Origin of the sequence: Stenotrophomonas sp. B1-1, assembly GCF_010894375.1 — a bacterium.
In the GTDB taxonomy this organism is placed as follows: Bacteria; Pseudomonadota; Gammaproteobacteria; order Xanthomonadales; family Xanthomonadaceae; genus Stenotrophomonas.
On sequence record NZ_JAAIUZ010000029.1, the window covers coordinates 49,177 to 73,002 of the forward strand.

At 68.4% G+C, this 23,826-nt stretch carries 18 protein-coding genes; 15 read left to right on the top strand and 3 right to left on the bottom strand.

Translation table 11 applies throughout. The annotated features are described in order from the left end of the window. The first annotated feature begins 81 nt into the window (after positions 1-81). The 10 genes from G4G00_RS19125 to G4G00_RS19170 all read left to right on the top strand — a co-directional run bounded on the left by G4G00_RS19125 (position 82) and on the right by G4G00_RS19170 (position 15,462). Entirely contained in the window at positions 82-1,110 is a 1,029-nt protein-coding gene (locus G4G00_RS19125; protein ID WP_164275798.1) for an aspartate-semialdehyde dehydrogenase, read from the top strand. Positions 1,111-1,448: 338 nt separating this feature from the next. Continuing rightward, on the top strand, positions 1,449-3,440 hold the full coding sequence (locus G4G00_RS19130) for a FimV/HubP family polar landmark protein (protein WP_164275800.1): 1,992 nt from the start codon (positions 1,449-1,451) through the stop codon (positions 3,438-3,440). A gap of 21 nt (positions 3,441-3,461) precedes the next feature. Continuing rightward, the gene (locus G4G00_RS19135) at positions 3,462-3,821 is read left to right on the top strand and encodes a VOC family protein (protein WP_108754846.1); all 360 of its coding nucleotides are present in this window, start codon (positions 3,462-3,464) and stop codon (positions 3,819-3,821) included. Positions 3,822-3,853: 32 nt separating this feature from the next. Next, entirely contained in the window at positions 3,854-4,624 is a 771-nt protein-coding gene (truA, locus tag G4G00_RS19140; RefSeq protein WP_108753709.1) for a tRNA pseudouridine(38-40) synthase TruA, read from the top strand. After that, positions 4,621-5,277 (top strand): phosphoribosylanthranilate isomerase, encoded by a 657-nt coding sequence (locus G4G00_RS19145; RefSeq protein WP_108750241.1) that lies wholly within the window; start codon positions 4,621-4,623, stop codon positions 5,275-5,277. Before truA ends, G4G00_RS19145 begins: the two co-directional genes overlap by 4 nt. Positions 5,278-5,462: 185 nt before the next feature. Beyond that, positions 5,463-6,137 carry an OB-fold-containig protein gene (locus G4G00_RS19150; RefSeq protein WP_108762536.1) on the top strand — a complete coding sequence of 225 codons (675 nt, stop codon included), beginning with the start codon at positions 5,463-5,465 and terminating at the stop codon, positions 6,135-6,137. Beyond that, positions 6,134-8,152 carry a hypothetical protein gene (locus G4G00_RS19155; RefSeq protein WP_108753707.1) on the top strand — a complete coding sequence of 673 codons (2,019 nt, stop codon included), beginning with the start codon at positions 6,134-6,136 and terminating at the stop codon, positions 8,150-8,152. The genes G4G00_RS19150 and G4G00_RS19155 overlap by 4 nt, the downstream gene beginning before the upstream one ends. Before the next feature lie 85 nt (positions 8,153-8,237). Further along, complete coding sequence (locus tag G4G00_RS19160; protein WP_164275803.1) at positions 8,238-13,610, top strand: DNA repair ATPase; 5,373 nt, start codon at positions 8,238-8,240, stop codon at positions 13,608-13,610. Then, positions 13,607-14,308, top strand: coding sequence for a hypothetical protein (locus tag G4G00_RS19165; protein WP_164275834.1), 702 nt, complete (start codon positions 13,607-13,609; stop codon positions 14,306-14,308). Before G4G00_RS19160 ends, G4G00_RS19165 begins: the two co-directional genes overlap by 4 nt. Before the next feature lie 44 nt (positions 14,309-14,352). After that, positions 14,353-15,462 carry a toxic anion resistance protein gene (locus tag G4G00_RS19170; RefSeq protein ID WP_108753704.1) on the top strand — a complete coding sequence of 370 codons (1,110 nt, stop codon included), beginning with the start codon at positions 14,353-14,355 and terminating at the stop codon, positions 15,460-15,462. Between the two features lie 143 nt (positions 15,463-15,605). Here G4G00_RS19170 and G4G00_RS19175 read toward each other — a convergent pair whose 3' ends face one another. Continuing rightward, positions 15,606-16,490 carry a LysR family transcriptional regulator gene (locus G4G00_RS19175; RefSeq protein WP_164275836.1) on the bottom strand — a complete coding sequence of 295 codons (885 nt, stop codon included), beginning with the start codon at positions 16,488-16,490 and terminating at the stop codon, positions 15,606-15,608. Positions 16,491-16,587: 97 nt separating this feature from the next. On the opposite strand from G4G00_RS19175, the gene trpB reads away from it, so the two are divergent. From trpB to glmM, 5 genes are all read left to right on the top strand, one after another. Beyond that, positions 16,588-17,805: a tryptophan synthase subunit beta gene (gene trpB / locus G4G00_RS19180; RefSeq protein WP_108750233.1), complete on the top strand. Its 1,218-nt coding sequence runs from the start codon at positions 16,588-16,590 to the stop codon at positions 17,803-17,805. Further along, entirely contained in the window at positions 17,802-18,491 is a 690-nt protein-coding gene (locus G4G00_RS19185; RefSeq protein WP_164275839.1) for a hypothetical protein, read from the top strand. Before trpB ends, G4G00_RS19185 begins: the two co-directional genes overlap by 4 nt. 1 nt (position 18,492) lies before the next feature. Next, positions 18,493-19,302, top strand: coding sequence for a tryptophan synthase subunit alpha (gene trpA / locus G4G00_RS19190; RefSeq protein WP_164275842.1), 810 nt, complete (start codon positions 18,493-18,495; stop codon positions 19,300-19,302). A 186-nt stretch (positions 19,303-19,488) separates the two neighbouring features. After that, positions 19,489-20,364, top strand: coding sequence for an acetyl-CoA carboxylase, carboxyltransferase subunit beta (gene accD, locus G4G00_RS19195; protein WP_108750230.1), 876 nt, complete (start codon positions 19,489-19,491; stop codon positions 20,362-20,364). After that, entirely contained in the window at positions 20,364-21,728 is a 1,365-nt protein-coding gene (glmM, locus tag G4G00_RS19200) for a phosphoglucosamine mutase (RefSeq protein WP_164275845.1), read from the top strand. The genes accD and glmM overlap by 1 nt, the downstream gene beginning before the upstream one ends. Before the next feature lie 83 nt (positions 21,729-21,811). On the opposite strand, the gene G4G00_RS19205 is transcribed toward glmM, so the two are convergent. Further along, complete coding sequence (locus G4G00_RS19205) at positions 21,812-22,669, bottom strand: polysaccharide deacetylase family protein (RefSeq protein WP_164275848.1); 858 nt, start codon at positions 22,667-22,669, stop codon at positions 21,812-21,814. Then, positions 22,662-23,807, bottom strand: a complete 1,146-nt coding sequence (locus G4G00_RS19210; protein WP_164275852.1) for a glycosyltransferase family 4 protein — start codon at positions 23,805-23,807, stop codon at positions 22,662-22,664. Before G4G00_RS19210 ends, G4G00_RS19205 begins: the two co-directional genes overlap by 8 nt. Positions 23,808-23,826 lie beyond the last annotated feature (19 nt).

Genomic DNA, 23,826 nt, shown 5'->3' on the forward strand with positions numbered 1-23,826 from the left:
CGCGCCCCGTCCGAGGAGGTTCCCCGAAGCCAGCTGTCGTGCGTGAGTTTTCCCCTTCCCGTTTTTCGTGAGAGTTCCCCCATGAGCAATGCACAACGCAGCTTCCACGTCGCCATCGTCGGCGCCACCGGTGCGGTCGGCGAGACCATGCTGTCCATCCTGGCCGAGCGCTGCTTCCCCGTCGGCACCCTGAGCCTGCTCGCCTCCGAGCGCTCGGCCGGTGGTGAAGTCGAATACGAAGGCCAGAAGATCAAGATCCAGGACCTGGCCACCTTCGATCCCAGCGGCGTTGAAATCGCCCTGTTCTCGGCAGGCGGCAGCGTGTCCAAGGAATACGCACCGAAGTTCGCCGCTGCCGGTGCCGTGGTGATCGACAACTCCTCGGCCTTCCGTTACGACGACGACGTGCCGCTGGTGGTGTCCGAGGTCAACCCGGACCAGGTCGGCAACCGTCCGCGCGGCATCATCGCCAACCCGAACTGCTCGACCATGCAGATGCTGGTGGCGCTGGCGCCGCTGCACCGCAAGTACGGCATCGAGCGCATCAACGTGTCCACCTACCAGTCGGTGTCCGGCGGTGGCCGTTCGGCGATGGAAGAGCTGGGCAAGCAGACCGGCCAGCTGCTCAGCTTCCAGGACATCGATCCGCAGCGCTTCCCGGTGCAGATCGCCTTCAACCTGATTCCGCACATCGACGATTTCCAGGACAACGGCTTCACCAAGGAAGAAATGAAGCTGGTCTGGGAAACCCGCAAGATCCTCGGCGACGACAGCATCCTGGTGAACCCGACCGCCGTGCGCGTGCCGGTGTTCTACGGTCATTCCGAATCGGTGGCGATCGAAACCCGCGACAAGGTCACCGTGGCCGAAGCGCGTGCGCTGCTGGAACAGGCGCCGGGCGTGGAAGTGGTGGACCGCCATGAAGCCGGCGGCTACCCGACCCCGGTCACCCATGCCTCGGGCACCGACGCGGTGTACGTCGGCCGCATCCGCGAAGACCTGTCGCACCCGCGCGGCCTGAACCTGTGGATCGTGTCGGACAACGTGCGCAAGGGCGCCGCCCTGAACGCCGTGCAGCTGGCCGAGCTGGTCGCCGCCGAACAGCGCTGATACCCGCTGTCCTGTAGAGCCGGGCCACGCCCGGCTGTTTCTGCCGTTCGTAGCGTCGAGCTTGCTCGACTGCTTCTGTCGTCCGTAGAGTCGAGCTTGCTCGACTGCTTCTGCCGTTCGTAGAGTCGAGCTTGCTCGACTGCTTCTGCCGTTCGTAGAGTCGAGCTTGCTCGACTGCTTCGAAGGCAGTCGAGCAAGCTCGACGCTACGGGGCATCGCCGCCACCCGATGGGCGCGTATCGCCCCACACGGTCGGTGCGGTCCGCCCCAACCGGTGGGTGCGGTCCGCACAAATCGGTGGGTGCGGACCTTGGTCCGCACGCTTTATAGTGTCGCCCATGAACAAACGGGCCAAGGGCGCGCGCCGCCCGCTCACCTATCTTTCCGCAGCGCTGCTGGCCCTGGCCAGCAGTTCGGCCATGGCCCTGGGTCTGGGCGACATCCGCGTGCTGTCGCGCCCCGGCCAGCCCTTGCTGGCCGAGATCCCCGTCGTTTCGGCCGACCCCTCCGAACTGGAAAACCTGCGGGTGGCGCTGGCCTCGCCGGTCACCTTCGAACGCGTGGGCCTGCAACGGCCGACCGGGCTGGTCAGTGAACTGCAGTTCGAATTGACCACCAATGCGCAGGGCAGGGCGGTGGTGCGGGTGACCTCGCAGACCCCGGTCGAGACCCCGTCGCTGAGTTTCCTGATCGAAGCCGACTGGGGCCAGGGGCGCTTGGTGCGCGAATACTCGGCCCTGGTGGATGCGCCGGCCAGTGCCCTGGCCGTGGCCGAACCGGAAATCGTGGCGCCGGCCGGCATGTTGCCGGACACCATCGTCCGCGACGCCCCTGCACCCACGCCGCCTGCCGCTGCGCCGTCTGCGCCGTCGACACCCGCCAAGGCGCCCACGCGTGCAACTGCGACGGCGGCACCGCGCGCCGCAGCGCCGGCCGCCAATGGCAGCGTGACCGTGCAGCACGGGCAGACCCTTTCGCAGATTGCCGACGCGGTCGCGCGTGGCAACCAGGTCAGCCGTGACCGGGCGATGATCGCCCTGCTGCGCGCCAACCCCGAAGCCTTCATCCGCGGCAACGCCAACCTGCTCAAGCAGGGCGCGGTGCTGCGGGTGCCGGACCAGGCCGCGCTGGCAGCCGTCGATGCAGCCGAAGCGGCGGCCATGCTGCGCGAACACGCGGCGCAGTGGCGGCAGGCACGCACCGTGCCGCAGCCGGCCGGCGCGCCGGCGGCGGTCGCCACTACCGCATCGGCTGCACCGGCCCCCGCCACCGGGGCGCGTCTTGAGATTGCTCCAGCGCTGGCGGCCGACGCCGCCCACGCGGGCACAACCACCGGCACCGCTGCCGGCAGCGAGGGTGACATGCTGGGCAATGAACAACTGCGACAGGCCAAGGAAGACATCGCCACGCGCGATGCCGAGATCGGCGAGTTGAAGCAGCGCGTGGCCGAACTGGAAAAACTAAAGGACCAGCAGCAGTCGCTGATCGCCCTGAAGGACAACGACCTGGCCGCTGCGCAGCAACGCCTGGAACAGCCGGCGGGCACAACCAATGCCGGCACCCCGTGGTACTGGCTGGGGCTGCCGTTGCTGCTGCTCATGGCAGGTGCGGCCTGGCTGATGCGCCGGCGCAAGCCTTCGCCCCTGCCGCCGCTGCGCGATGAGAGCGATGCGGCCGCCCTGGCCGCAGCGGTACCGGCCGGTGCAGCGCTGGACACCCTGGCCGAGCAGTCGGCCTGGGCGTCGCCGGCGTCCGGTGATGCCCGCCAAGAGCCGGCGATGCCGGAATGGGCCATCGCGGCCGACACCCACCAGGACGCAGAGGACACCGCCGCCGAGCAGGCCGACGCGTCCGACGCGACCGCCACGCTTGAGAACACCGAAAGCGAATTGCCGGCCGCCGTGGCCACGCCGCCGCAATGGGATGCGCTGGAGCCGGAACCGGAACCGGAACCGGAAGCACAAGCCGAGGCCGCGCGGCTCGATGCGGCCCCTGCGGAGACCCCGGCCGTAGACGTACCCGACTACGCCCTGCACGCCGAGCAGCAGCCGCAGTTCCGCGGCGTGTTCGACCTGCCGGCCGAGCTGCACGAAGCCCCTGTCGCCGCAGAGACCGACGCCGCTGACGCCGCAGAGGAAGTGCCGGTTGCCGCGCAGCCCGATGCACACGACTGGACACCGCGCCCCGGCCAGGAGCGGCTGGAACTGGCCATCGCCTATCTTGACCTGGGCGACGCGCAGACCGCACGTACCCTGTTGCAGGAAGTGGCCGAGCAGGGCGATGTGCACTGCCAGGCGCAGGCACGCGAACTGCTGGCACGCTTGGATTGATTCCCCATGACGGACACTGCCATGACCCGCGAACGCCGCATCGACTACGTTGAATTCGCCTCCAGCGATCCCGCGGCCAGCCGTGCGTTCTTCGAAGCCGTGTTCGGCTGGTCGTTCGTCGATTACGGCAGTGATTACACCGCGTTCGATGATGGCCGCCTGCAGGGTGGCTTCTTCCGCGCAACGCCGCAGCAGGCCAGCACGGGCGCGCCGCTGCTGGTGCTCTACGCCGACCAGTTGCTGCCGGTGCAGAGCGCGGTCCAGCAGGCCGGTGGCCGCATCGTGCGCGAGGTGTTCTCGTTCCCGGGTGGCAGCCGCTTCCAGTTCATCGAACCGGGTGGCAACGAACTGGCGGTCTGGTCCGAGCGCGATCCGGCCTGACCGCACCCCCCAAGGCAAGATCGAGGTAGCACATGCGTTACGCGCTTGGCGTCGAATATGACGGCAGCGATTTCAGGGGCTGGCAGAACCTGGGCGAAGGCGGTCCCAGCGTGCAGGCCAGCCTGGAACAGGCCCTGTCATCGGTTGCCGATGCGCCGCTGCAGGTGGTCTGTGCCGGGCGTACCGACGCCGGCGTACACGGCCAGTGCCAGGTCGTCCATTTCGATACCGATGTCGTGCGCGACCCGCGCGCGTGGATGCTGGGCACCACCACCCGTCTGCCGCGGTCCATCGCGGTGCGCTGGTGCGTACCGGTGGCCGACGATTTCCACGCCCGCTTTTCAGCGCGGGCACGGCGTTACCGCTACCGCCTGCTGAACCGCGAGGTGCGCCCCGCGCTGGACCGGCAGACCCTGAGCTGGGAGCGGCGCGCGCTGGATGCCGGCCTGATGCACCAGGCCGGCCAGGCCCTGCTGGGCGAGAACGACTTCAGCGCCTTCCGTTCGGTGCAGTGCCAGGCCCTGCATGCGCGGCGCGAGCTGCAATCGCTGCAGGTCAGCCGCCACGGCGAGGTGATCGAGGTAGCGGTACAGGGCAATGCATTCCTTCATCACATGGTTCGCAATATTGTCGGTTCGCTGATCCTGGTCGGCAGCGGCGAAAAACCAGTGGAATGGATCGCCGAACTGCTGGCCGGACGCGACCGCACCGTGGCCGGGCCCACCGCTCCCCCGCAGGGACTGGTGTTCCTGGGGCCACTGTACCCCGACAACTGGCACCTGCCCGCCGAGGTCACTCTATGAGCCGCTCGTACTACCGCACCCGCATCAAGTTCTGTGGCATGACCCGCGCCGGCGACGTGCGCCTGGCCGGTGAACTGGGCGTCGATGCGGTGGGGTTCATCTTCGCCCGTGAAAGCAGCCGCCGCGTGGCCCCGGCCGAGGCGCGGGCGATGCGCCAGGCGATCGCGCCGATGGTCGATGTGGTGGCCTTGTTCCGCAACAACAGCAAGGAAGAGGTGCGCGAGGTGCTGCGCACGGTGCGACCGACCCTGCTGCAGTTCCACGGCGAGGAAGACGAAAGCTTCTGCCGCAGCTTCAACATGCCCTATCTGAAGGCCATTGCCATGGGCGGTCGTGAGGAGGTCAACGCTCGCACGCTGCAACTGCGTTACCCCAGTGCGGCCGGCTTCCTGTTCGACAGCCATGCACCCGGTGGCGGCGGCGGCACCGGCGTGGCCTTCGACTGGGCGCGCATCCCCACCGGCCTGCACCGTCCGTTCCTGCTGGCCGGCGGCCTGACCCCGGACAACGTGAAGGAAGCCGTGCTGGCGACCCTGCCCTGGGGCGTGGACGTATCCAGCGGCATCGAAGTCGAGCCGGGCATCAAGGACGGCTACAAGATGCGTACCTTCGTGGAAGAAGTCCGCAGCGCCGACTGCACCGTGCTGGATTGACCGCCACGGGGCGGGGGCGGCCGCAACGGCCGCTGCCCCGCGTCTTCACATTTGTCCCTGCACGTCCTCTTCACATAGGATAAAAGGGAACGCTGCGGCCATGAGGGCCGCGGCGGGGATCGACGGGGCCGCCACCGGCGGTGTCCGAACGGGCGTATCGCGCCCACAGCCCTGGAAGGCAAGCGATGCAGGAGTTCCTGACCGTAGTGTTCGGTTACCCGACCCTGCCGTACAGCGTGGTGCTGTCGGTGGCGCTGGTGTATTGGGGGCTTGCCGCCTTTGGCCTGGTCGATGACGGGTTTGGCGATCTCGGCGCCGATGGCGCGCTCGACGGTGGCACCGATCTGCATGGCCTGTCGGCCCTGCTGCAGCGCTTCGGCCTGGGCGGGGTGCCGGTCATGGTGGTGGTCACCCTGCTGGCCCTGTTCGGCTGGGTACTGACCTATTTCGTCCATCTCTATCTGCTGCTGCCGCTGCCGGACCTGCTGCGCTGGTCCATCGGCACCGGCGTCGCCCTGCTGGCACCGCTGCCGGCGGTGCCACTCACCGCCCTGCTGCTGCGCCCGATCCGCCGCTTCCTGCTGCGCCTGCGCCCTGTGCCGCAGGCCTCGCTGCTGGGCCGCATCGGCGTGGTGGCCTCGCCCAGGGTGGACGCACGCAACGGCCACGCCACCGTCGATGACGGCGGTGCCGGGCTGGTCCTGCAGGTGCGCAGCGACATCGAACTGCAGCGTGGCGAGCGCATCGTGCTGGTCGAGCACGTGGCCGAACAACATTACTACCGGGTGGTCCGCGCCGATGCGGTCGCCCTCGATTTCCAGGACAACCTGCTTCCGGGCAACAAGGAGAATCACCCATGAGTTTCAGTGGCGCGGCCCCGTTCCTGATCATCCTGATCACCGTCGTGGTGGGCCTGCTCGGCCTGGCGGGTCTGTTCAAGGCGTTCTACCGCAAGGTTGACCAGGGCGTGGCCCTGATCGTCAACGACATGAGCTCCACGCCGAAGGTGCACTTCACCGGCGCGCTCATCATTCCAGTGCTGTACCGCGCCGAGCTGATGCGCATCAGCCTGATCACCCTGCAGATCGACCGCCGGGGCAAGGAAGGCCTGATCTGCCGCGACAACATGCGCGCCGATATCGCCGTGGCCTTCTACCTGCGGGTAAACGAGACCCAGGCTGACGTGCTGCGGGTGGCCAAGGCCATCGGCGCCGACCGTGCCTCGGACAAGCACGCGGTGGACGAACTGTTCAACGCCAAGTTCTCCGAAGCGCTGAAGACGGTCGGCAAGAAGTTCGACTTCACCGAACTGTTCGAAAAGCGCCAGGAATTCCGCGACGAGATCATCGCGGTGATCGGCAACGATCTGAATGGCTATGTGCTGGAAGACGTGGCCATCGATTACCTGGAGCAGACTCCAAAGGCGCTGCTGGACCAGTTCAACATCCTCGACGCGCAGGGCATCCGCAAGATCACCGAGCTGACTGCCGCGCAGAACGTGGTGACCAACGAGCTGGAGCAGAACGAGAAGCTGGCCATCACCAAGAAGAACGTGGAAGCGCGCGAAGCACTGCTGGCCCTGGAACGCCAGCAGGCCGAGGCCGAGGCGCGGCAGAAGCGCGAGATCGAAACCATCCGCGCCCGCGAGGAAGCCGAGACGGCCAAGGTGCAGGAAGAGCAGCGACAGCTGTCCGAGAACGCGCGTATCGAAGCACAGCAGCTGATCGAGATCCGCGACCAGAACCGCCTGCGCGAAGTGGAAGTGGCCGAGCAGAACCGCCAGCGCGCAGTGGCCATCGAAGCCGAGCGCGTGGAGCGCGCCCGCCAGCTGGAGCAGGTCACCACCGACCGCGAAGTGCAGCTGCAGGGCGTGGAGCGTGACAAGGTGGTCGAGCAGGGCAAGATGGACGTGGCCAACATCACCCGCGAACGCATTTCCATCGACAAGACCGTGGCCCAGGAAGAAGAACGCATCAAGGAAGTGCGCGAAGTCTCCGAAGCCGACCGCCAGAAGCAGGTGCTGATCCTGGAAGCCGAAGCCAAGGCGCAGGAAGCGCTGGTGCGCGAAGTGAAGGAAGCGCAGGCGCGCGAAACCGCCTCCAAGCACCGCGCGGTGGAACTGACCACCCTGGCCCAGGCCGAGCACGAAGCAGCCGGCAAGCAGGCCGAGGCCAAGCGCCTGCTGGCCGATGCGTTCCGCGCCGAACAGGCCGCGCCGGGCCTGGCCGAAGCGCAGGTACGTGAAGCCTCGGCGCTGGCCATCGAGAAGGTCGGCATTGCCGAGGCCCGCGTGATCGAGGCCAAGGCCGATGCCACCCTGAAGCAGGGCAGCAACGAAGCACGCGTGCTGGCCGAGACGCTGCAGGCACAGGCGCAGGGCGAAGAGAAGATGGGCCTGGCCCGTGCCACCGCCACCGAATCGCTGGGCAATGCCGAAGCCGGCGTGGTGCAGAAGAAGCTGCTGGCCGAGGCCGAAGGCCTGGTGCGCAAGTTCGAAGCCATCGCCTCGCTCAGCGACCAGGCACGTGGCCACGAAGAGTTCCGCATGATGCTGGACAACAGCCTGAAGCAGGCACTGGCGTCGATCGAGGCAGGCAAGGAAGTCTCGCGCGAGAACGCCAACGTCATCGCCAGCGCCCTGCGCAACGCCGACATCGATCTGGTCGGCGGCGACGGCGGCATGTTCGAAAACCTGGTCAAGGCGGTCTCGCTGGGCAAGTCGATCGAAGGCTTCGCCGGCAAGAGCCCGATCGTGCAGGAGCTGATGCAGCGCTACCTGGGCGTGGCCGTGGCCGAACCGGCAGCGCGGCAGATCGCCGAGGACGCCGACGCGGTGCCGACGGTGTCGGCCACCGTGGTCGACAGCGCCCGTTGATGCACCGTGCGGTGGCCGTCATGGCCACCGCACGTCCACGACGGCCGCCGCAGCGGCCGTCCATCCGTGAGCGGGAAGCCTGCTGATGTCCGAAACGAATTCAACCGCCGAAAGCGCCACCGCGGCGGCGGCCGACACCGTCGACCAGGCCGTGGCCCAGGGCGGTGCCTACGAAGTCCTGCGCCGTCGCCTGGTCGAACAGGGCCAGCGTCTGCAGGCCCTGGCCGATACCCTGAACCGGCAGCGCCTGGCCGAGTTCGGCGACAGCCGCCTGGAGGTGGTCGGTCGCTTCCGCATCCGCAGCGAGAACAACTGCGTCGGCCGCGACATCGTGCAGGTCGGCCCCGATCGCCTGCTGTTCGGCTACAACGTGTTCATCGGACTGAAGACCCAGACCCGCATCGAAGATGTGTTCGGTCTGTACCGCCTGGTGCAGGGCCCCGATGGCTACGACGTGGCTGCGCTGGAGCTGAAGGGCAGCTTCCTCGACCAGCCCGGCTTCGTGCACGACTTCAACGAACTCTATGCCTACTACAAGCACGCGCGCCTGCTGCAGCTGATCGTGGTGGGCGACAAGCTGCTGGCCTCGTTCCAGATCGGCGAACGCAGCAGCGATGTGCGCGTGTTCCGCTGGGCGCTGTCGCGCGATGGCGAACTGACCTACCTGGATGCGCGCGGCGAGCGTGACATCGCCCTGCCACCGCCGTTCGATTTCGAATGGACCAAGGCCACCCGCGACCTGGCGGTGAACGGCCGCCATTCGCACCTGAACATCCTCGACACCCTGTTCGTGGAAACCACCGGTGGCGACCTGACCATCAAGGTGGAAAACAACACCGAGACCGGGCAGGGCATCTACAGCGAGCCGGTGGAAGACAGCACCCAGTCGCTGGACGATGCGCAGTTCGAGTTCGCCCGGGTCGGCTCGCTGCTGCTGCTGAAGGTGCTGCCGTATCGCGAAACCATCTGGCGCGGCCTGATCTACAACACGCTCACCGGCGCCATCGTGCGCAACGATGCCATCGTGCAGGCCTGCGTGCAGCTGCCCGAAGACCACGGCGTGATCTTCCCCGGTGGTTATTACCTGCAGGGCGGCGAGCACAAGGCCTTCGATGCCTCCATGGCCGGCATGCAGTTCAAGCGCAGCATCCGTTCGCCCAACGGCGAGGACGTGCTGTACATCTTCTATGAGCGCGAAGGCGGCCGCTCGGCGCTGTTCGTGTACAACACCATCCAGCGCGTGCTGCAGAACCCGGTGTTCGGCCACGGCTACGCGTTCATGCAGGATGGGCGCATGGTGCTGTTCAACGCCGAAGGCACCGAACCCACCCGCATCCACCCGATGCAGGTCTGGCAGACGCCGTTCAGCAGTGACGAATTCGCTGCCAGCCGACCGCCGGGCAACACCTTCATGGGCCGCATCGGCAACGCCGAACTGGTGCGCGGCATCTCCAACCTGTTCAACCTGGCCCGCGAGATCGACGGCCAGGATGTGTCGGTGCAGCGCTACCAGCGCCTGGTGGCCGATACCCGCCGCCTGTTCGACGCCCACCACTGGCTGGGAGATGAGGCCTGCGACGGCGCCGAGGCCCTGCTGCGGCAGATCAGCGCCACCGGCGAATCGGTGTTGGACGAATACGAGAAAGTGCAGTCGATCCGCCAGCAGTCGGCGCAGGCCATGGCCGAGTCGGAAGCCGCCTACAAGACGCTGCTGGGCCGCCTGCAGCCGGAGAACTGGAACGAGGTGCAGGCCTTCGTCGAGGCGCTGAACGCGATCACCGCGTTGCGCGGGCGGCTGCTGACCCTGCGCGAACTGCGCTACATCGACACCGACCGCATCGAAGCGATGGGCGCCGAACTGGTGCAGGCCCACGAGCGGGTGGGTGCGGCCACCGGCAGCTTCCTGGCCGGCGATGCAGCCCTGGCACCGCTGGCCGCGCGCCTGCAGGCGCTGGATGAAGCGGCCCAGCAGGCCGCCAGTGCGCGCCAGCTGGACGAACAGCTGCAGGGGCTGCGTGACATGGCCGCCGACCTGGACATGCTGTCGCAGCTGATGGCGGGCCTGAAGGTGGACGACGCCACCGCGCGCACGCGCGTGGTGGAAGCCATTTCCACCCTGTATGGCCGCTTGAACCAGGCCCGCGCGCGTGCCGAACAGCGCAGGAAGACCCTGGGCAGCGCCGAATCGGTGGCGCAGTTTGCCGCGCAGTTCGCACTGTTTTCGCAGTCGATCACCAGTGCGCTGGCCATGGCCAGCGATCCGGAAAAGGCCGACGACCAGCTGTCGCGCCTGCTGGTGCAGCTGGAAGAACTGGAAAGCCAGTTCGGCGAGCACGAGCAGTTCGTCGGCGACATCCTCAGCAAGCGCGAAGAGCTGGTGGAAGCGTTCGACACGCACAAGCAGGCGCTGCTGGATGACCGCCAGCGCAAGGCGCGCTCGGTGCTCGATGCGGCCAACCGCATCCTCGACGGCCTGGCCAAGCGCACCGAACGCTTCGCCAGCGCCGACGAACTGAATGCCTTCTTCGCCGGCGATCCGCTGATCCTCAAGCTGCGCGAACTGGCCGAGCGCCTGCGCGCGCTGCGCGACAACGTGAAGGCCGACGATATCGAGGCGCGCCTGAAGGGCGTGCGCGACCAGGCCGTGCGCCAGTTGCGTGACCGCAGCGATCTGTACGAAGCCGGCGGCAATGTGGTGCGGTTGGGGCCGCGCCATCGCTTCAGCGTGAACACCCAGGCACTCGACCTGACCCTGCTGCCGCGTGGCGACACCCTGGCCATCCACCTCACCGGCACCGACTTCCTGGAAACCCTGCAAGACCCGGAACTGGACGCGCTGAAGCCGTTCTGGCCGGTCACGCTGGACTCGGAATCCGAAGCCATCTATCGCGGCGAGTACCTGGCCGGCTGCCTGCTGCGCGCGGCAGAAGCAGGGCGCGACGGGCTGGACCTGCCGCAGCTGCTGCACGATGCCGCCGAACCGGATGCGCTGGACCAGCGTGTGCGCGCGTTCGCCGCACCGCGCTACCGCGAGGGCTACGAACGCGGCATCCACGACCACGACGCCGCGCTGATCCTGCGTGCGCTGCTGCCGCTGCAGCAGGCCGCCGGGCCGCTGCGGCATGCGCCGCGCGTGCGCGCGCTGGCCCTGTTGTTCTGGGCCGCGCAGCAGCGCGAGGATGCCGTGGCGCAGTGGCCCAGCCGCCAGGCCGGCGCCGACACCATTGCCCGTCTGTTCGGTTCGGACGAAGGGCGGCAGGCGCTGCGCGCGGAAATGGCGCAGGCGCTGCATGACCACGCACAGGCACACGGCCTTGCGTTCGACGCCGACATGGCCGCCGATGCCGCGGCCTACCTGGCCGATGAGCTGCACGATGGCGATCCGGTATTCAGCATCAGCCGCCACGCCCAGGCCCTGCTGGACGCGTTGTCCCAACAGTTGGAGCAGGCCGGCCAGCGCGATGCGTTCGAGCGCGCGCTGCAACGCAGCCAGGACCCGCTGGCCACGCGTTGGGCATTGGCCGGGCAGTGGCTGCGTGCCTTGGCCGGGCTGCCGGCGCAGGCCTCCCATGCCGGTTACGTCGACGAGGCCGCGGCACTGCTGCTGGTACAGCGGCAACTGCGCACGCGTGCCAGCGAGGCCATCCTGCGCGCCGAAGTGAAGGGGCTGCTGGGCGAGCATCCGCGCATCCACGGCGGCACCCTGGTGCTGACCCTGGACGATTTCCAGTCGCGCCTGCAACACCACCTGCAGCGCTTCGTGCCGTCCTTCCACGCCTACCAGAGCGTGCGCCAGGGCATCATCACCCGCGAACGCGACACCCTGCGCCTGTCCGAATTCAAGCCGCGGCCGCTGTCCTCGTTCGTGCGCAACAAGCTCATCAACGATGTCTACCTGGGCGTGATCGGCGACAACCTGGCCAAGCAGATGGGCACGGTGGGCGAGAACAAGCGCAGCGACCTGATGGGCCTGCTGATGATGATTTCGCCCCCCGGCTACGGCAAGACCACGTTGATGGAATACGTGGCGCACCGCCTGGGCCTGGTCTTCATGAAGATCAACGGGCCGGCGCTGGGCCATGAGGTGCGTTCGCTGGACCCGCAGCAGGCGCCCGACGCCACCTCGCGGCAGGAGCTGGAAAAGCTGAACCTGGCGCTGGAAATGGGCAACAACACCATGCTGTATGTCGATGACATCCAGCACACCCATCCCGAGTTCCTGCAGAAGTTCATTTCACTGTGCGATGGCACGCGCCGCATCGAAGGCGTGTGGCGTGGCAGGACGCGCACCTATGACATGCGCGGCAAGAAGTTCTGCGTGGTGATGGCCGGCAACCCGTACACCGAGTCCGGCGAAGTGTTCAAGATTCCGGACATGCTGGCCAACCGCGCCGACATCTACAACCTGGGCGATGTGCTGGGCGGCATGGAAGCGGCGTTCACCCTCAGCTACATCGAGAACAGCCTCACCTCCAACCCGGTGCTGGCGCCGCTGGCCACCCGCGACATGGCCGATCTGTACCTGCTGGTTGATCGGGCGATGGGCAAGGACGTGTCCACCAACGGTCTCAGCCATGCCTACAGCGGGGCCGAGGTGAACGAGATCACCGCCACCCTGCAGCGCATGCTGCGGGTGCGCGACGTGGTCTACCGGGTCAACCAGCAGTACATCGCCAGTGCCGCGCAGGACGATCGCTACCGCACCGAGCCGCCGTTCCGGCTGCAGGGCAGCTACCGAAACATGAACAAGCTGGCCGAGAAGATTTCGCCGGTGATGAACGAGGACGAGCTGCAGCAGTTGGTTTCCGACCATTACCTGGGCGAGGCGCAGCTGCTGACCACCGGTGCCGAAGAGAACCTGTTGAAGCTGGCCGAACTGCGTGGCGTGTTGGATGACGCGCAGGCGCAGCGCTGGGTGCAGATCAAGCGCGATTTCCTGCGCAACAAGGCCATGGGCGCCGACGATGGGGATGTGGGTGGGCGGGTGGTGGCGCAGTTGGCCGACATCGCCAGCGCGCTGCAGCTGCCGCCTCCAGCGCCCGCGCAGGCCCCGGCACCGCCCGCCGATCCGGCACCGTGGCCGGCGCTGCTGGAGGCGCTGCACCGCCTGGCCGAGGCGCGCCCCGCGCCTGCGCCAACCACCGCGCCGGCCGTGGTGCAGGCCGCACCGCTGGCCGAAGACCTGCAGGCGGGCCTGGCACCGCTGCTGCAGGTGCTGGTGTCCTCGCAGGAGCAGCAGGTGCAGCTGTCGCAGACGCTGGCGGCCTTTGCCGGCTGGGCGCGGCAGCAGGTGCAGCCCGAACCGGTGGCCGACCTGCGCCGGCGCCCGCGCGTACGCCGCGCGTCCACGCCGGAAGAACGCGCGTTGGACGAAGCCCTGATGCGCCACTTCTATGGTGAGTCGCTGCCACCGGAAAGCGGCGCCGATGATTCGCCGCGGCCACCGCCGCTGCCGTGAGCCAGCCCCTGCCCACGCCGCAGTTGCCGGCCAGCGCCGATGCCACGGCGCTGGCCGACTATGGCGCGCCGCTGCTGCGTGCGCTGCAGGCCGGCGAGCCGACACCTGTCGTCGGTGATGCACACGCCCTGGTGCAGGCGCTGGCGCGCATCGCTCTGGCAGTACAGGGCGCCGATCCGGCGCGGCTGCGGCGCCAGGAAAGCTGGTGGGGCAGGTTGCTGGGCCGCGACGTCACCCGCCAGGCGCAGGCGCAGGCACTGCAGTCGCAATTGGGGGTGCTGGTGCTGCAGGCGCGCGAACAGGCGCAGCGCCTGCAGGGGCACCTGCAGCAGCGCCAGGCCGCCATCGCCTACGCCCAGACCGCTGCACAGGCACTGCAGCACTGGGCCGATGCCGCGCAGCCATTGCTGGCGACGCTGCCCGCACACGCGCAGGCCGGGCTGGCCGCGCGCGTGGACCACCTGCAGCGCCTGTCGGCCCTGCGCGCGCTGGATGCAGGGCAATGGCAACTGTTGAACGAGCAGGACCAGGCGCTGCTGCAGCGATTTGCCCACATCCACGACACCCTGCTGCCGGCCTGGCGGCAGGCCGCATTGGCCGGCCAGGCCCAGGCCCGTGCCGCGCAGGCCGCACAGGCCGCCGACCTGCAGGCCCAGATCGACCACGTAGTGGCCGCCGCTCAGGCTAGACTGCGCTGAGCCGGCCGCCGCTGCCGCTTACCCATCTGCAAGGAGACTGCCCGATGACCCAGGACAGCCACATCAACGGCGGCCTCGTGCCGAGCGCCGCCACCCCCGCCACGATCGATGAAAGCACGCTGCAGGCCCTGGGCCTGGTGGCGGACGACCTGCCGCGCATCGCGCAGATCCGCCAGGAACTGGACGACCTGCGCCCCGGCAACCTGCAGGTGTTCGGTCGTGAAGCCGCCACCCGCACCGCCGCGTTCTCCAGCCAGCTGCTGGACCAGGTGCGCAACCGCGATCTGGACGCCAGTGGCGAGAAACTGGGCGAAGTCGTGCGCATCGCGCGCAGCCTGAAGCTGGACGGCTTTGCCCAGCGATCGAAGGTGCCGATCATCGGCGGCCTGATCGACCGCCTGCGTGCGTCCAAGGGCGAGCTGGTGCAGAAGTTCAGCGACACCAACGCGCAGATTGAACAACTGCTGGGCGATGTCGGCGCGCAGCAGACGCTGATGGGCAAGCGCGTGGGCGAGTTCGACCGCATGCACGACATCGTGCGCGAAGAACGCCATGCGCTGGGCCTGTACGCCGCCGCCGGCAAGCAGCGGCTGGCCGAACTGCAGGCCGAACAGCTGGCCGGGCAGGGCACTGACGACCCGCAGCAGCGCATCCGCCAGAGCGAGATCGACAACGCGATCCGCCTGATCGAAAAGCGCGTGTCCGACCTGCTGCTGATGCAGCATGCCGCCGACCAGTCGCTGCCGATGATCCGCCTGATCCAGGCCAACGCGCTGCAGCTGATCGAGAAGTTCAACACGGTGCGCGAGATCACCATTCCTTCGTGGAAGCGCCAGTTCGCGATCCAGCTCTCGCTGGGCGAACAGAAGAACGCGGCCGAACTGGCCACCTCGATCGACGATGCCACCAACGAGCTGATGCGCCGCAATGCCGATCTGCTGCGCCAGGCCTCGGTGGATACCGCGCGCAGCAACCAGCGTGGGGTGATCGATGTGGCCACCCTGCGCCACGTGCACGACCAGTTGATCGCCACCGTGGAAGAAGTGCGCAGCATCCATCGCGAAGGCATGCAGCAGCGCCAGCAGGCCGAAGTGGAACTGTCGCGCCTGCGCGAAGATCTGCAGCAGCGCCTGGCGGCGCCGACCGCGCCCTGACGTCGAGCTTGCTCGACAGCAACCGCGCTCTACCGTCGAACTCGTTCGACTGCCGTCGCCGTAGAGTCGAGCTTGCTCGACTGCCTTGGGTCCAGTCGAGCAAGCTCGACTCTACGATCTGGAGCAGTCGAGCAAGCTCGACTCTACAGTTGTGCCATGGCCCACTCGGCCAGCGCTTCCACGCGCGGGTCAACCGGCCCATCCGGCCAGGCCAGCACCCAGAACCCGCCGGTCGCTGAGAACCCCCACGGGGCAATCAGTCGCCCGGCGGCCAGGTCTTCGGCCACCAGCGGTTCCGGCGCGATCGCCGGGCCCAGCCCAGCCACCGCTGCTTCCAGCAGGTAGTACAGATGTTCGAAGCCGGTGCCGAACTGCAGATGGTCTGCATCCAGCCCATGTGACTGCGCCCAGCCCGGCCACGCCTGCGGGCGCGAATGGGTGTGCAGCACGCGTTCGAGCAGCAGGGCCGACGGCGCGGCGTGGCGCAGGCGCTGCGCGGCCGGGTGTGAAGGCGCCACCACCACGCCCACCCGTTCCGGTGCCAGTTCGCGTACCTGCCAGCCGCGCGGCCAGGGCCCTTCGGCCAGCAGCAGCACCGCGTCCAGTGCCGCCTGCGCCTCGGTGAAGGCTCCATCCAGTGCCGACCATTGCAGGTTCACCCCGGGCAGCGCCGCCTGCAGCGCGGGCAGCCGCGGAATCATCCAGCGTGCCAGCACGCTGCCGCTGCAGCCGAGTACCAGGGCAGGGGAGGCGGCGGGCCGGCGCAGTTCGCGCACGCAGCGCTCGATGCCGGCAAATGCCTCGCCGCACGCCGCCTGCAGGCGCTGACCGGCGTCGGTCAGGCGCAGGCCGCGCCCGGAGCGCTGGAACAGCGCCAGACCCAGGTGGTCTTCCAGCAGTTTCAACTGCCGGCTCACCGCACCATGGGTCACATGCAGGGCCTGCGCAGCGCGGCCCACCCCGCCCAGGCGGGCGGTGGCTTCGAAGGCGCGCAGGGCGTTGAGCGGCGGCAGCAGGGAGGTGCTCATGTGAGATTTCCTGACAATACATGCCAGATAATATCGATATTCCGGTCAGGATCCGTGCGCTAGAGTATCCACCTGTCTCGAACCAGCGGTCGCTTCCATGTCTGCCTCCCCCATTGCCGACTACCACGCCTTCCCGGATGCCCAGGGCCACTTCGGCCGCTACGGCGGCAGTTTCGTTGCCGAAACCCTGGTCGGCCCGCTGCAGGAACTGGCCCAGGCCTACGATCAGGCCCGCCAGGACCCGGAATTCCAGCGTGCCTACGACCGCGATCTGGCCCATTACGTGGGCCGGCCCAGCCCGATCTACCACGCCCAGCGCCTGAGCGACCACGTCGGCGGTGCGCAGATCCTGCTCAAGCGCGAAGACCTGAACCACACCGGCGCGCACAAGATCAACAACACCATCGGCCAGGCGCTGCTGGCCGCGCGCATGGGCAAGAAGCGCATCATTGCCGAGACCGGTGCCGGCCAGCACGGCGTGGCCAGTGCCACCGTCGCCGCGCGCCTGGGCCTGGAATGCGTGGTCTACATGGGTGCCACCGACATCGAGCGGCAGAAGATCAACGTCTACCGCATGAAGCTGCTGGGCGCCACCGTGGTGCCGGTCACCTCCGGCTCGGCCACGCTGAAGGATGCACTCAACGAAGCCATGCGCGACTGGGTGACCAACGTGCAGGACACCTTCTACATCATCGGCACCGTGGCCGGCCCCGATCCGTACCCGCGCATGGTGCGTGACTTCAACGCCATCGTCGGCCGCGAGGCGCGCGAGCAGATGCTGGCCGAGTACGGCCGCCTGCCGGACGCGATCACCGCCTGCGTGGGTGGCGGCAGCAATGCCATCGGCCTGTTCCATGCGTTCCTCAACGATCGCCAGGTCGAGATCGTCGGCGCCGAAGCCGCCGGCGACGGCATCCATACCGGCCGCCACGCCGCCTCCATCGCTGCCGGCCGCCCGGGCGTGCTGCACGGCAACCGCACCTATGTGCTGTGCGACGACGATGGCCAGATCATCGAAACCCATTCGGTGTCGGCCGGCCTGGATTACCCCGGCGTCGGTCCGGAGCACGCGTTCCTGGCCGACAGCGGCCGCGCACGCTACCTGGGCATCACCGATGAGGAAGCGCTGCAGGCCTTCCACCTGCTGGCGCACACCGAAGGCATCCTGCCGGCACTGGAATCCAGCCATGCCCTGGCGCAGGCGATCAAGCTGGCGCGCGAGCGCCCGCGCGACCAGATTGTGCTGTGCAATCTGTCCGGTCGTGGCGACAAGGATGTGCACACCATCGCCGCGCGCGAGGGTCTGGTGCTGTGAACGGCGTGCTGCGCCATGGCGGCGTGCTGGCGCTGGCCGTCGGCCTGGGCGGCTGCGCGCCACCCGAGCCGCCGGTGCTGGCGCCGGCAGCGGCCACCCCGGCGGCGATCGCCGACGCGCAGCACCCGGCCAGCAACGATGACGACCTGGCGCATCGCCCCATCGATGACGCCCCCGCTCCTGCACCCGCCGCCGCGCCGGCCGCAGACGAAGCACCTGCGGTGGTGTCCGTAGCGCTGGACCATGCCGGCGATGTGCTGGTCGGCCAGCGCTTCAGCGAACTGCAGGGGGAGAGCGAATGGCACTCCGCCGGCCTGCACGAAGCCACCCAGGGGCGCTGCGAGTACTACGAGCGCGGTCTGTTGCCCGAAGGTGTGTCGATGCTGGTGCAGGACGACGATGTGGTGCGCTTCGACCTGGCGCCCATCGATGATTCCGGCCAGGTGGTGCTGCAGCCCGGTCCGTTCGGGCTGCACCTGGACATGCCCCGTGCGCAGGCCCTGCAGCGGCTGCCCGCCGGCACCAGCTCCCAGCCTCACGGGGCCGATGCGGAAACCGGCGAAAGCCTGCTCTGGCAGGACCCGGGGTCGGACCTGGCGATCCGGGTGGAGATCGTCGATGGCGTGGTATCGAGGATGTACTGGGGCGCCAGTGGCGCCGTTGAATTGATTGAAGGATGTAGCTGAAATGTCCGTTGAACGTATCGATGCCTGCTTTGCCCGCCTGGGTGCCTCCGGCCGCAAGGCCCTCATTCCCTTCATTACCGCCGGCGACCCGTCGCTGGAGGCCACCGTGCCGGTCATGCATGCGCTGGTCGAGGCCGGTGCCGATGTGATCGAACTGGGCGTGCCGTTCTCCGACCCGATGGCCGACGGCCCGACCATCCAGCGCAGTTCCGAACGCGCGCTGGCGCGCGGCGCAGGCAGCCGCTACGTACTGCAGGCGGTGGCCGAGTTCCGCCAGCGTGACACGCAGACGCCGGTGGTGCTGATGGGCTACCTGAACCCGGTTGAGATCCACGGTTACGCGGCGTTCGCGCAGGCGGCCGTGCAGGCCGGCGTGGATGGCGTGCTGCTGGTCGACCTGCCGCCGGAAGAGGCCGGCGAGGCGAAGCAGGCCTTCGATGCGGCCGGGCTGGCGCTGGTGCTGCTGGCCTCGCCCACCACCAGCGATGCGCGTGCGCAGACCCTGCTGTCGCTGGCACGCGGCTATCTGTATTACGTCAGCTTCGCCGGCGTTACCGGCGCCTCCGAACGTCTGGACAGCCAGGCCGCAAGCGCGCGCCTGCAGGCCCTGCGCGCCGGGGCGACGGTGCCGGTGGTGGCCGGCTTCGGCATCAAGGATGCCGCCAGTGCCGCGGCCATGGCCGTGCAGGCCGACGGCGTGGTGGTCGGCAGTGCCCTGGTGGCAGCGTTGGCCGATGCCGCCTCGCCGGAACAGGCGGCGCAGCAGGCGCACGCATTCCTGGCGCCCCTGCGCCAGGCCCTGGACGCCTGACGCTGGCGCTGGTGCTGGGGCGTGCCTGGCGCTGCCCGCGCGACCTTGTCGCGCTAAACGTACGTCACAGCATGGTTTTTTCCCGAACCCCCGGCAATCACGCGGGGGTGCACGGGCAGGGGGAGCGGCGCTAGACTGTCGGCCTTTGCGGCCTTCGGGCCGCCCTGAACGGAAGTGTCCTCCCGCATGAGTTGGCTCAGCAAGTTGATGCCGTCCGGCATCCGCACCGACAACACCCCCAGCAAGAAGCGCAGCGTCCCCGAGGGCCTGTGGGAAAAGTGCAGCAGCTGCGGCAGCGCGCTGTACCGCCCCGAGCTGGAAGAAAACCTGGAGGTCTGCCCGAAGTGCGGCCACCACATGGCGATCCGCGCGCGCGCGCGTCTGGCCGCGCTGTTTGACGCGGACAGCACCACCGAGATCGCGGCGCGCCTGGGGCCGACCGACCTGCTGAAGTTCAAGGACCAGAAGAAGTACAGCGAGCGCATCAAGATCGCGCAGAAGAACACCGGCGAGTACGACGCGCTGATTGCCATGCGCGGCCTGCTCAAGGGCCGTCCGCTGGTGGCGTCCTCGTTCGATTTCGCCTTCATGGGCGGTTCGATGGGCTCGGTGGTGGGTGAGCGCTTCGCGCTGGCTGCCGAAACCGCGCTGGAAATCGGCGCCCCCTACGTGTGCTTCTCCGCCAGTGGCGGCGCGCGCATGCAGGAAGGCCTGTTCTCGCTGATGCAGATGGCCAAGACCTCGGCCGCGCTGGGCAAGCTGCGCGAGGCCGGCCTGCCGTACATCTCGGTGCTGACCCACCCGACCACCGGTGGCGTGTCGGCCTCGTTTGCAATGCTGGGCGACATCAACATCGCCGAACCGCAGGCCCTGATCGGCTTCGCCGGCCCGCGCGTGATCGAACAGACCGTGCGCGAAAAGCTGCCCGAAGGCTTCCAGCGTTCGGAGTTCCTGCTCGAACACGGCGCCATCGACCAGATCTGCGACCGCCGCGAAATGCGTGACCGCCTGGCCGACCTGCTGGCCATGCTCGGCCGTCAGCCGCGGCCGGAGGTGGCTTGATGGGAGGCCGCAAGTACTTCGGTACCGACGGCATCCGCGGGCGCGTCGGCCAGAGCCCGATTTCGGCCGATTTCGTGCTGCGCCTGGGCAATGCCCTGGGCCGCGTGCTGGTGGCCCAGCGTGGCGCGCATGGGCGTCGCCCGATCGTGGTGATCGGCAAGGACACCCGCATTTCCGGTTACATGTTCGAAGCCGCGCTGGAAGCCGGCCTGGTCGCCGCCGGTGCGGACGTGCAGCTGCTGGGCCCGATGCCCACCCCGGCCGTGGCCTTCCTCACCCGCACCCTGGGCGTGGATGCCGGCATCGTCATCAGTGCCTCGCACAACCCGCATTACGACAACGGCATCAAGTTCTTCTCCGCCCAGGGCGAGAAGCTGGATGACGCCACCGAACTGGCGCTGGAAGCAGCGCTGGACGTGCCGTTCACCACCGCCGAATCGGAGCAGCTGGGCAAGGCCGCGCGTGCGCGTGAAGCGGTGGGCCGCTATATCGAGTTCTGCAAGGCCAGCGTGCCGCGTTCGTTCGATCTGCGTGGCGTGCGCCTGGTGCTGGACTGCGCACACGGCGCCACCTACCAGATCGCGCCGCTGCTGTTCCGCGAGTTGGGCGCCGATGTCATCGGCATCGGTGCCGAACCCAACGGCGTGAACATCAACGACGGCGTGGGCTCGACCCACATCGACAACCTTGCCGCCAAGGTGCGCGAGACCGGCGCCGACCTGGGCATCGCCTTCGACGGCGACGGCGACCGCGTGCTGATGGCCGACGACCAGGGCACCCCGGTCGACGGTGACGACCTGCTCTACATCCTGGCGCGCGCGTGGCAGGCCGAAGGCCGCCTGCGTGGCCCGGTGGTCGGTACCCTGATGAGCAACTACGGCCTGGAAAAGGCGCTGGCCAAGCTGCAGATTCCGTTCCAGCGCAGCAACGTGGGCGACCGCTACGTGCACCAGGCGCTGATCGAAGGCAATGGCGTGCTCGGCGGCGAAGCCTCCGGCCACCTGCTGTGCCTGGACCGCGCCACCACCGGCGATGGCATCGTCAGTGCGCTGCAGGTGCTGGTGGCGCTCAAGCGCAGCGGGCAGACCCTGCGCCAGGCGCTGCAGCCGTTGTCGAAGGTGCCGCAGAAGACCGTCAACGTGCGCCTGGGCGATGTCTCGGCCAAGGCCACCGTGCAGGCCGACAGCGTGCAGTCGGCACTGGTGCAAGCACAGCAGGCCGTCAGTGGCCGTGGCCGTGCGTTCCTGCGTCCCTCCGGCACCGAGCCGGTGGTGCGCGTCACCGTGGAAGCCGACGACGCGACCCTGATGCAGGACACCCTGGACCGGCTGTCGGCCGCGGTGAAGTCCGCCGCAACCGCCTGACCTTCGGCTCAGCCTGCAGAATGCGGAACGCCCCGGGAAACCGGGGCGTTTTCGTTTCCACCGCGCACAAACGCAGGCAATGCCTAGGGCCCAGGCACCATTTTCTTCTGGCGTGCCTTGAAGCCATTGAACAGCGGCGCCAGCAGCGGGTGGTAACTCTGCGCGATGCGCTTGCGCAGCCAGCTGGCCGGGCGGTTGCGGATCGCGAAGCGATAGATGCGTTCCGGATCGCCACCAACCACGTTGCGGCCGAACGGATGGGTGGTGTGCAGGTAGCGGAACCCGTGCGCGCGGGCGACCTCGATATGGTCCTGGTCGAAATCGCCATACGGCCAGCACAGGGTGTCGGACACTTCGCCCAGCTGCGCCTGCAGGACCTGCCGCGCCCGCGCCAGGTCCTGGTCGATGCCATCGCGGCGCTGCGCGCGGTCCAGGTCCTGCCGCTGCAGCCAGCGGGTATGGGTGTGGGTATGGCAGTGCACCTCGAAGGTGCCGGCCTCGATGGCGGCGCGTGCTTCGCTCCAGCGCATCATCACATCGTCGCAGCGGTTGTCCTGGAAGATCGCCGTCTCGCAGCCACGGTGGTCCGGCGTCGGCGGCAGCACGGCGCCGGCCACGCCGGCATGCGCGCGCACCGGGCCTTCGCCCATCCAGCCGGTCACCACGAACACCACCGCGTGCATGCCGTACTTCTGCAGGATCGGGTGGGCATACACCCAGTTGTCCAGGTAACCGTCATCGAAGGTGATCACGATCGATTTGCGTGGCACCGGCTTGCCGGCCAGGAAGCCGGCGTACTGGTCCAGCGTCAGCGACGTCCAGCCTTCGCGTGCGAGCCAGGCAATCTGGCTCTCGAAATTTTCCGGCGACACGGTGATCATGCCCGGCGACGGGCTTACGTGATGGTGCATCAGCACCGGTACGGTTCGTGCGTCAGCCATGTCCCAGCTCCTTCAGCCACTGGTGATAATAGTATTCGGTGGTTTCGCCGTGGCCGGCCGGGGTGAACCGGTGCGCGCTGCGCATCCAGTCCCAGCCGGCACGGCCCATCAGGCGGCGGCGTTCGGGGTCGTCCACCAGCAGGCGCAGCGCGGCGGTCAATGCGGCGCGGTCGCCCAGCCGCGTCAGCAGCGCGTTGCTGCCATCGACCACCATTTCCGGAACACCGCCCACGCGCGTGGCCACGATCGGCACGCCCACGAATGCCGCTTCCAGGAACACCGTGCCGGCCGCTTCCTTGTGCGACGCCAGCGCGAAGACGTCGAAGCCGGCCATCAGCCGGCAGGCACCATCGCGGTAGCCCAGCAGGTGGACCTGCTGCTGCAGGCCCAGTGCATCGCGCAGGGCCTGCAGGCGGGCCATCACCGGTTCGCCATCACCCACCACCACCAGGTGCAGGTTGCGGTTGGCCTGGCACAGCGGTGCAATGGCCTGCAGCAGGTCGGCATGGCCCTTGGGTTCGCGCAGCACGGCCACGCAGCCCACCACGATATCGTCGGCGCTGAAGCCCAGCTCGGCACGCACCTCGGCGCGCACGTCCTGCAGGCACTGCCACGGGTCCGGCTTGCGGACATCGCTCCACTGCGGCGGCACCGCGATCGGCGGCACGATGCCGATGCGGGCCGCGGGCACGCCGCGTTCGGCCAGCAGCTGCTTGACGAAGCTGCTGACGGTCAGCACCCGGTGCGGCAGCCTGGTGTAGGTCAGCAATGAATTGACCGGGCTCATCAGGTGGCGCGAGCGCACCACCAGCGGCGTGCCGCCCAGGCGTGCGCCGGCGGCGGCGATCAACGCATCGCGACGGCTGGTGGTGTTGACCACGTCGTAGCGTTCACGACGCACCAGGCGTGCCACCGACCAGATGCCGCGCAGCAGGCGCGCCAGGCCGCCCATGCGCAGGGTATGCACGGTGAATCCCGCATCGCGGGCCAGGCCGGCCAGGCGCGCCCCGGGCTGGCACAGCAGTGCCACCTCGTGGCCGCGCGCACGCATGGCCTGCATGTGGCGGAAAATGTAGATCTCCTGGCCGCCCATTCCGGTGGCGGCCTCGGTGTGCAGGATGCGCAGCGGGCGAGTCATGGTTGAAGCCGTCCTGTGG

Bases quoted from the DNA above. Each gene is read 5' to 3' on its own strand.
- G4G00_RS19150 (WP_108762536.1), top strand. From the start codon at position 5,463: ATGCAGGAGTTCCTGACCGTAGTGTTCGGTTACCCGACCCTGCCGTAC.
- G4G00_RS19135 (WP_108754846.1), top strand. From the start codon at position 3,462: ATGACCCGCGAACGCCGCATCGACTACGTTGAATTCGCCTCCAGCGAT.
- G4G00_RS19175 (WP_164275836.1), bottom strand. From the start codon at position 16,490: ATGAGCACCTCCCTGCTGCCGCCGCTCAACGCCCTGCGCGCCTTCGAA.
- trpB (WP_108750233.1), top strand. From the start codon at position 16,588: ATGTCTGCCTCCCCCATTGCCGACTACCACGCCTTCCCGGATGCCCAG.
- G4G00_RS19160 (WP_164275803.1), top strand. From the start codon at position 8,238: ATGTCCGAAACGAATTCAACCGCCGAAAGCGCCACCGCGGCGGCGGCC.
- truA (WP_108753709.1), top strand. From the start codon at position 3,854: ATGCGTTACGCGCTTGGCGTCGAATATGACGGCAGCGATTTCAGGGGC.
- G4G00_RS19205 (WP_164275848.1), bottom strand. From the start codon at position 22,669: ATGGCTGACGCACGAACCGTACCGGTGCTGATGCACCATCACGTAAGC.
- G4G00_RS19125 (WP_164275798.1), top strand. From the start codon at position 82: ATGAGCAATGCACAACGCAGCTTCCACGTCGCCATCGTCGGCGCCACC.
- glmM (WP_164275845.1), top strand. From the start codon at position 20,364: ATGGGAGGCCGCAAGTACTTCGGTACCGACGGCATCCGCGGGCGCGTC.
- accD (WP_108750230.1), top strand. From the start codon at position 19,489: ATGAGTTGGCTCAGCAAGTTGATGCCGTCCGGCATCCGCACCGACAAC.
- trpA (WP_164275842.1), top strand. From the start codon at position 18,493: ATGTCCGTTGAACGTATCGATGCCTGCTTTGCCCGCCTGGGTGCCTCC.
- G4G00_RS19155 (WP_108753707.1), top strand. From the start codon at position 6,134: ATGAGTTTCAGTGGCGCGGCCCCGTTCCTGATCATCCTGATCACCGTC.
- G4G00_RS19210 (WP_164275852.1), bottom strand. From the start codon at position 23,807: ATGACTCGCCCGCTGCGCATCCTGCACACCGAGGCCGCCACCGGAATG.
- G4G00_RS19130 (WP_164275800.1), top strand. From the start codon at position 1,449: ATGAACAAACGGGCCAAGGGCGCGCGCCGCCCGCTCACCTATCTTTCC.
- G4G00_RS19145 (WP_108750241.1), top strand. From the start codon at position 4,621: ATGAGCCGCTCGTACTACCGCACCCGCATCAAGTTCTGTGGCATGACC.
- G4G00_RS19170 (WP_108753704.1), top strand. From the start codon at position 14,353: ATGACCCAGGACAGCCACATCAACGGCGGCCTCGTGCCGAGCGCCGCC.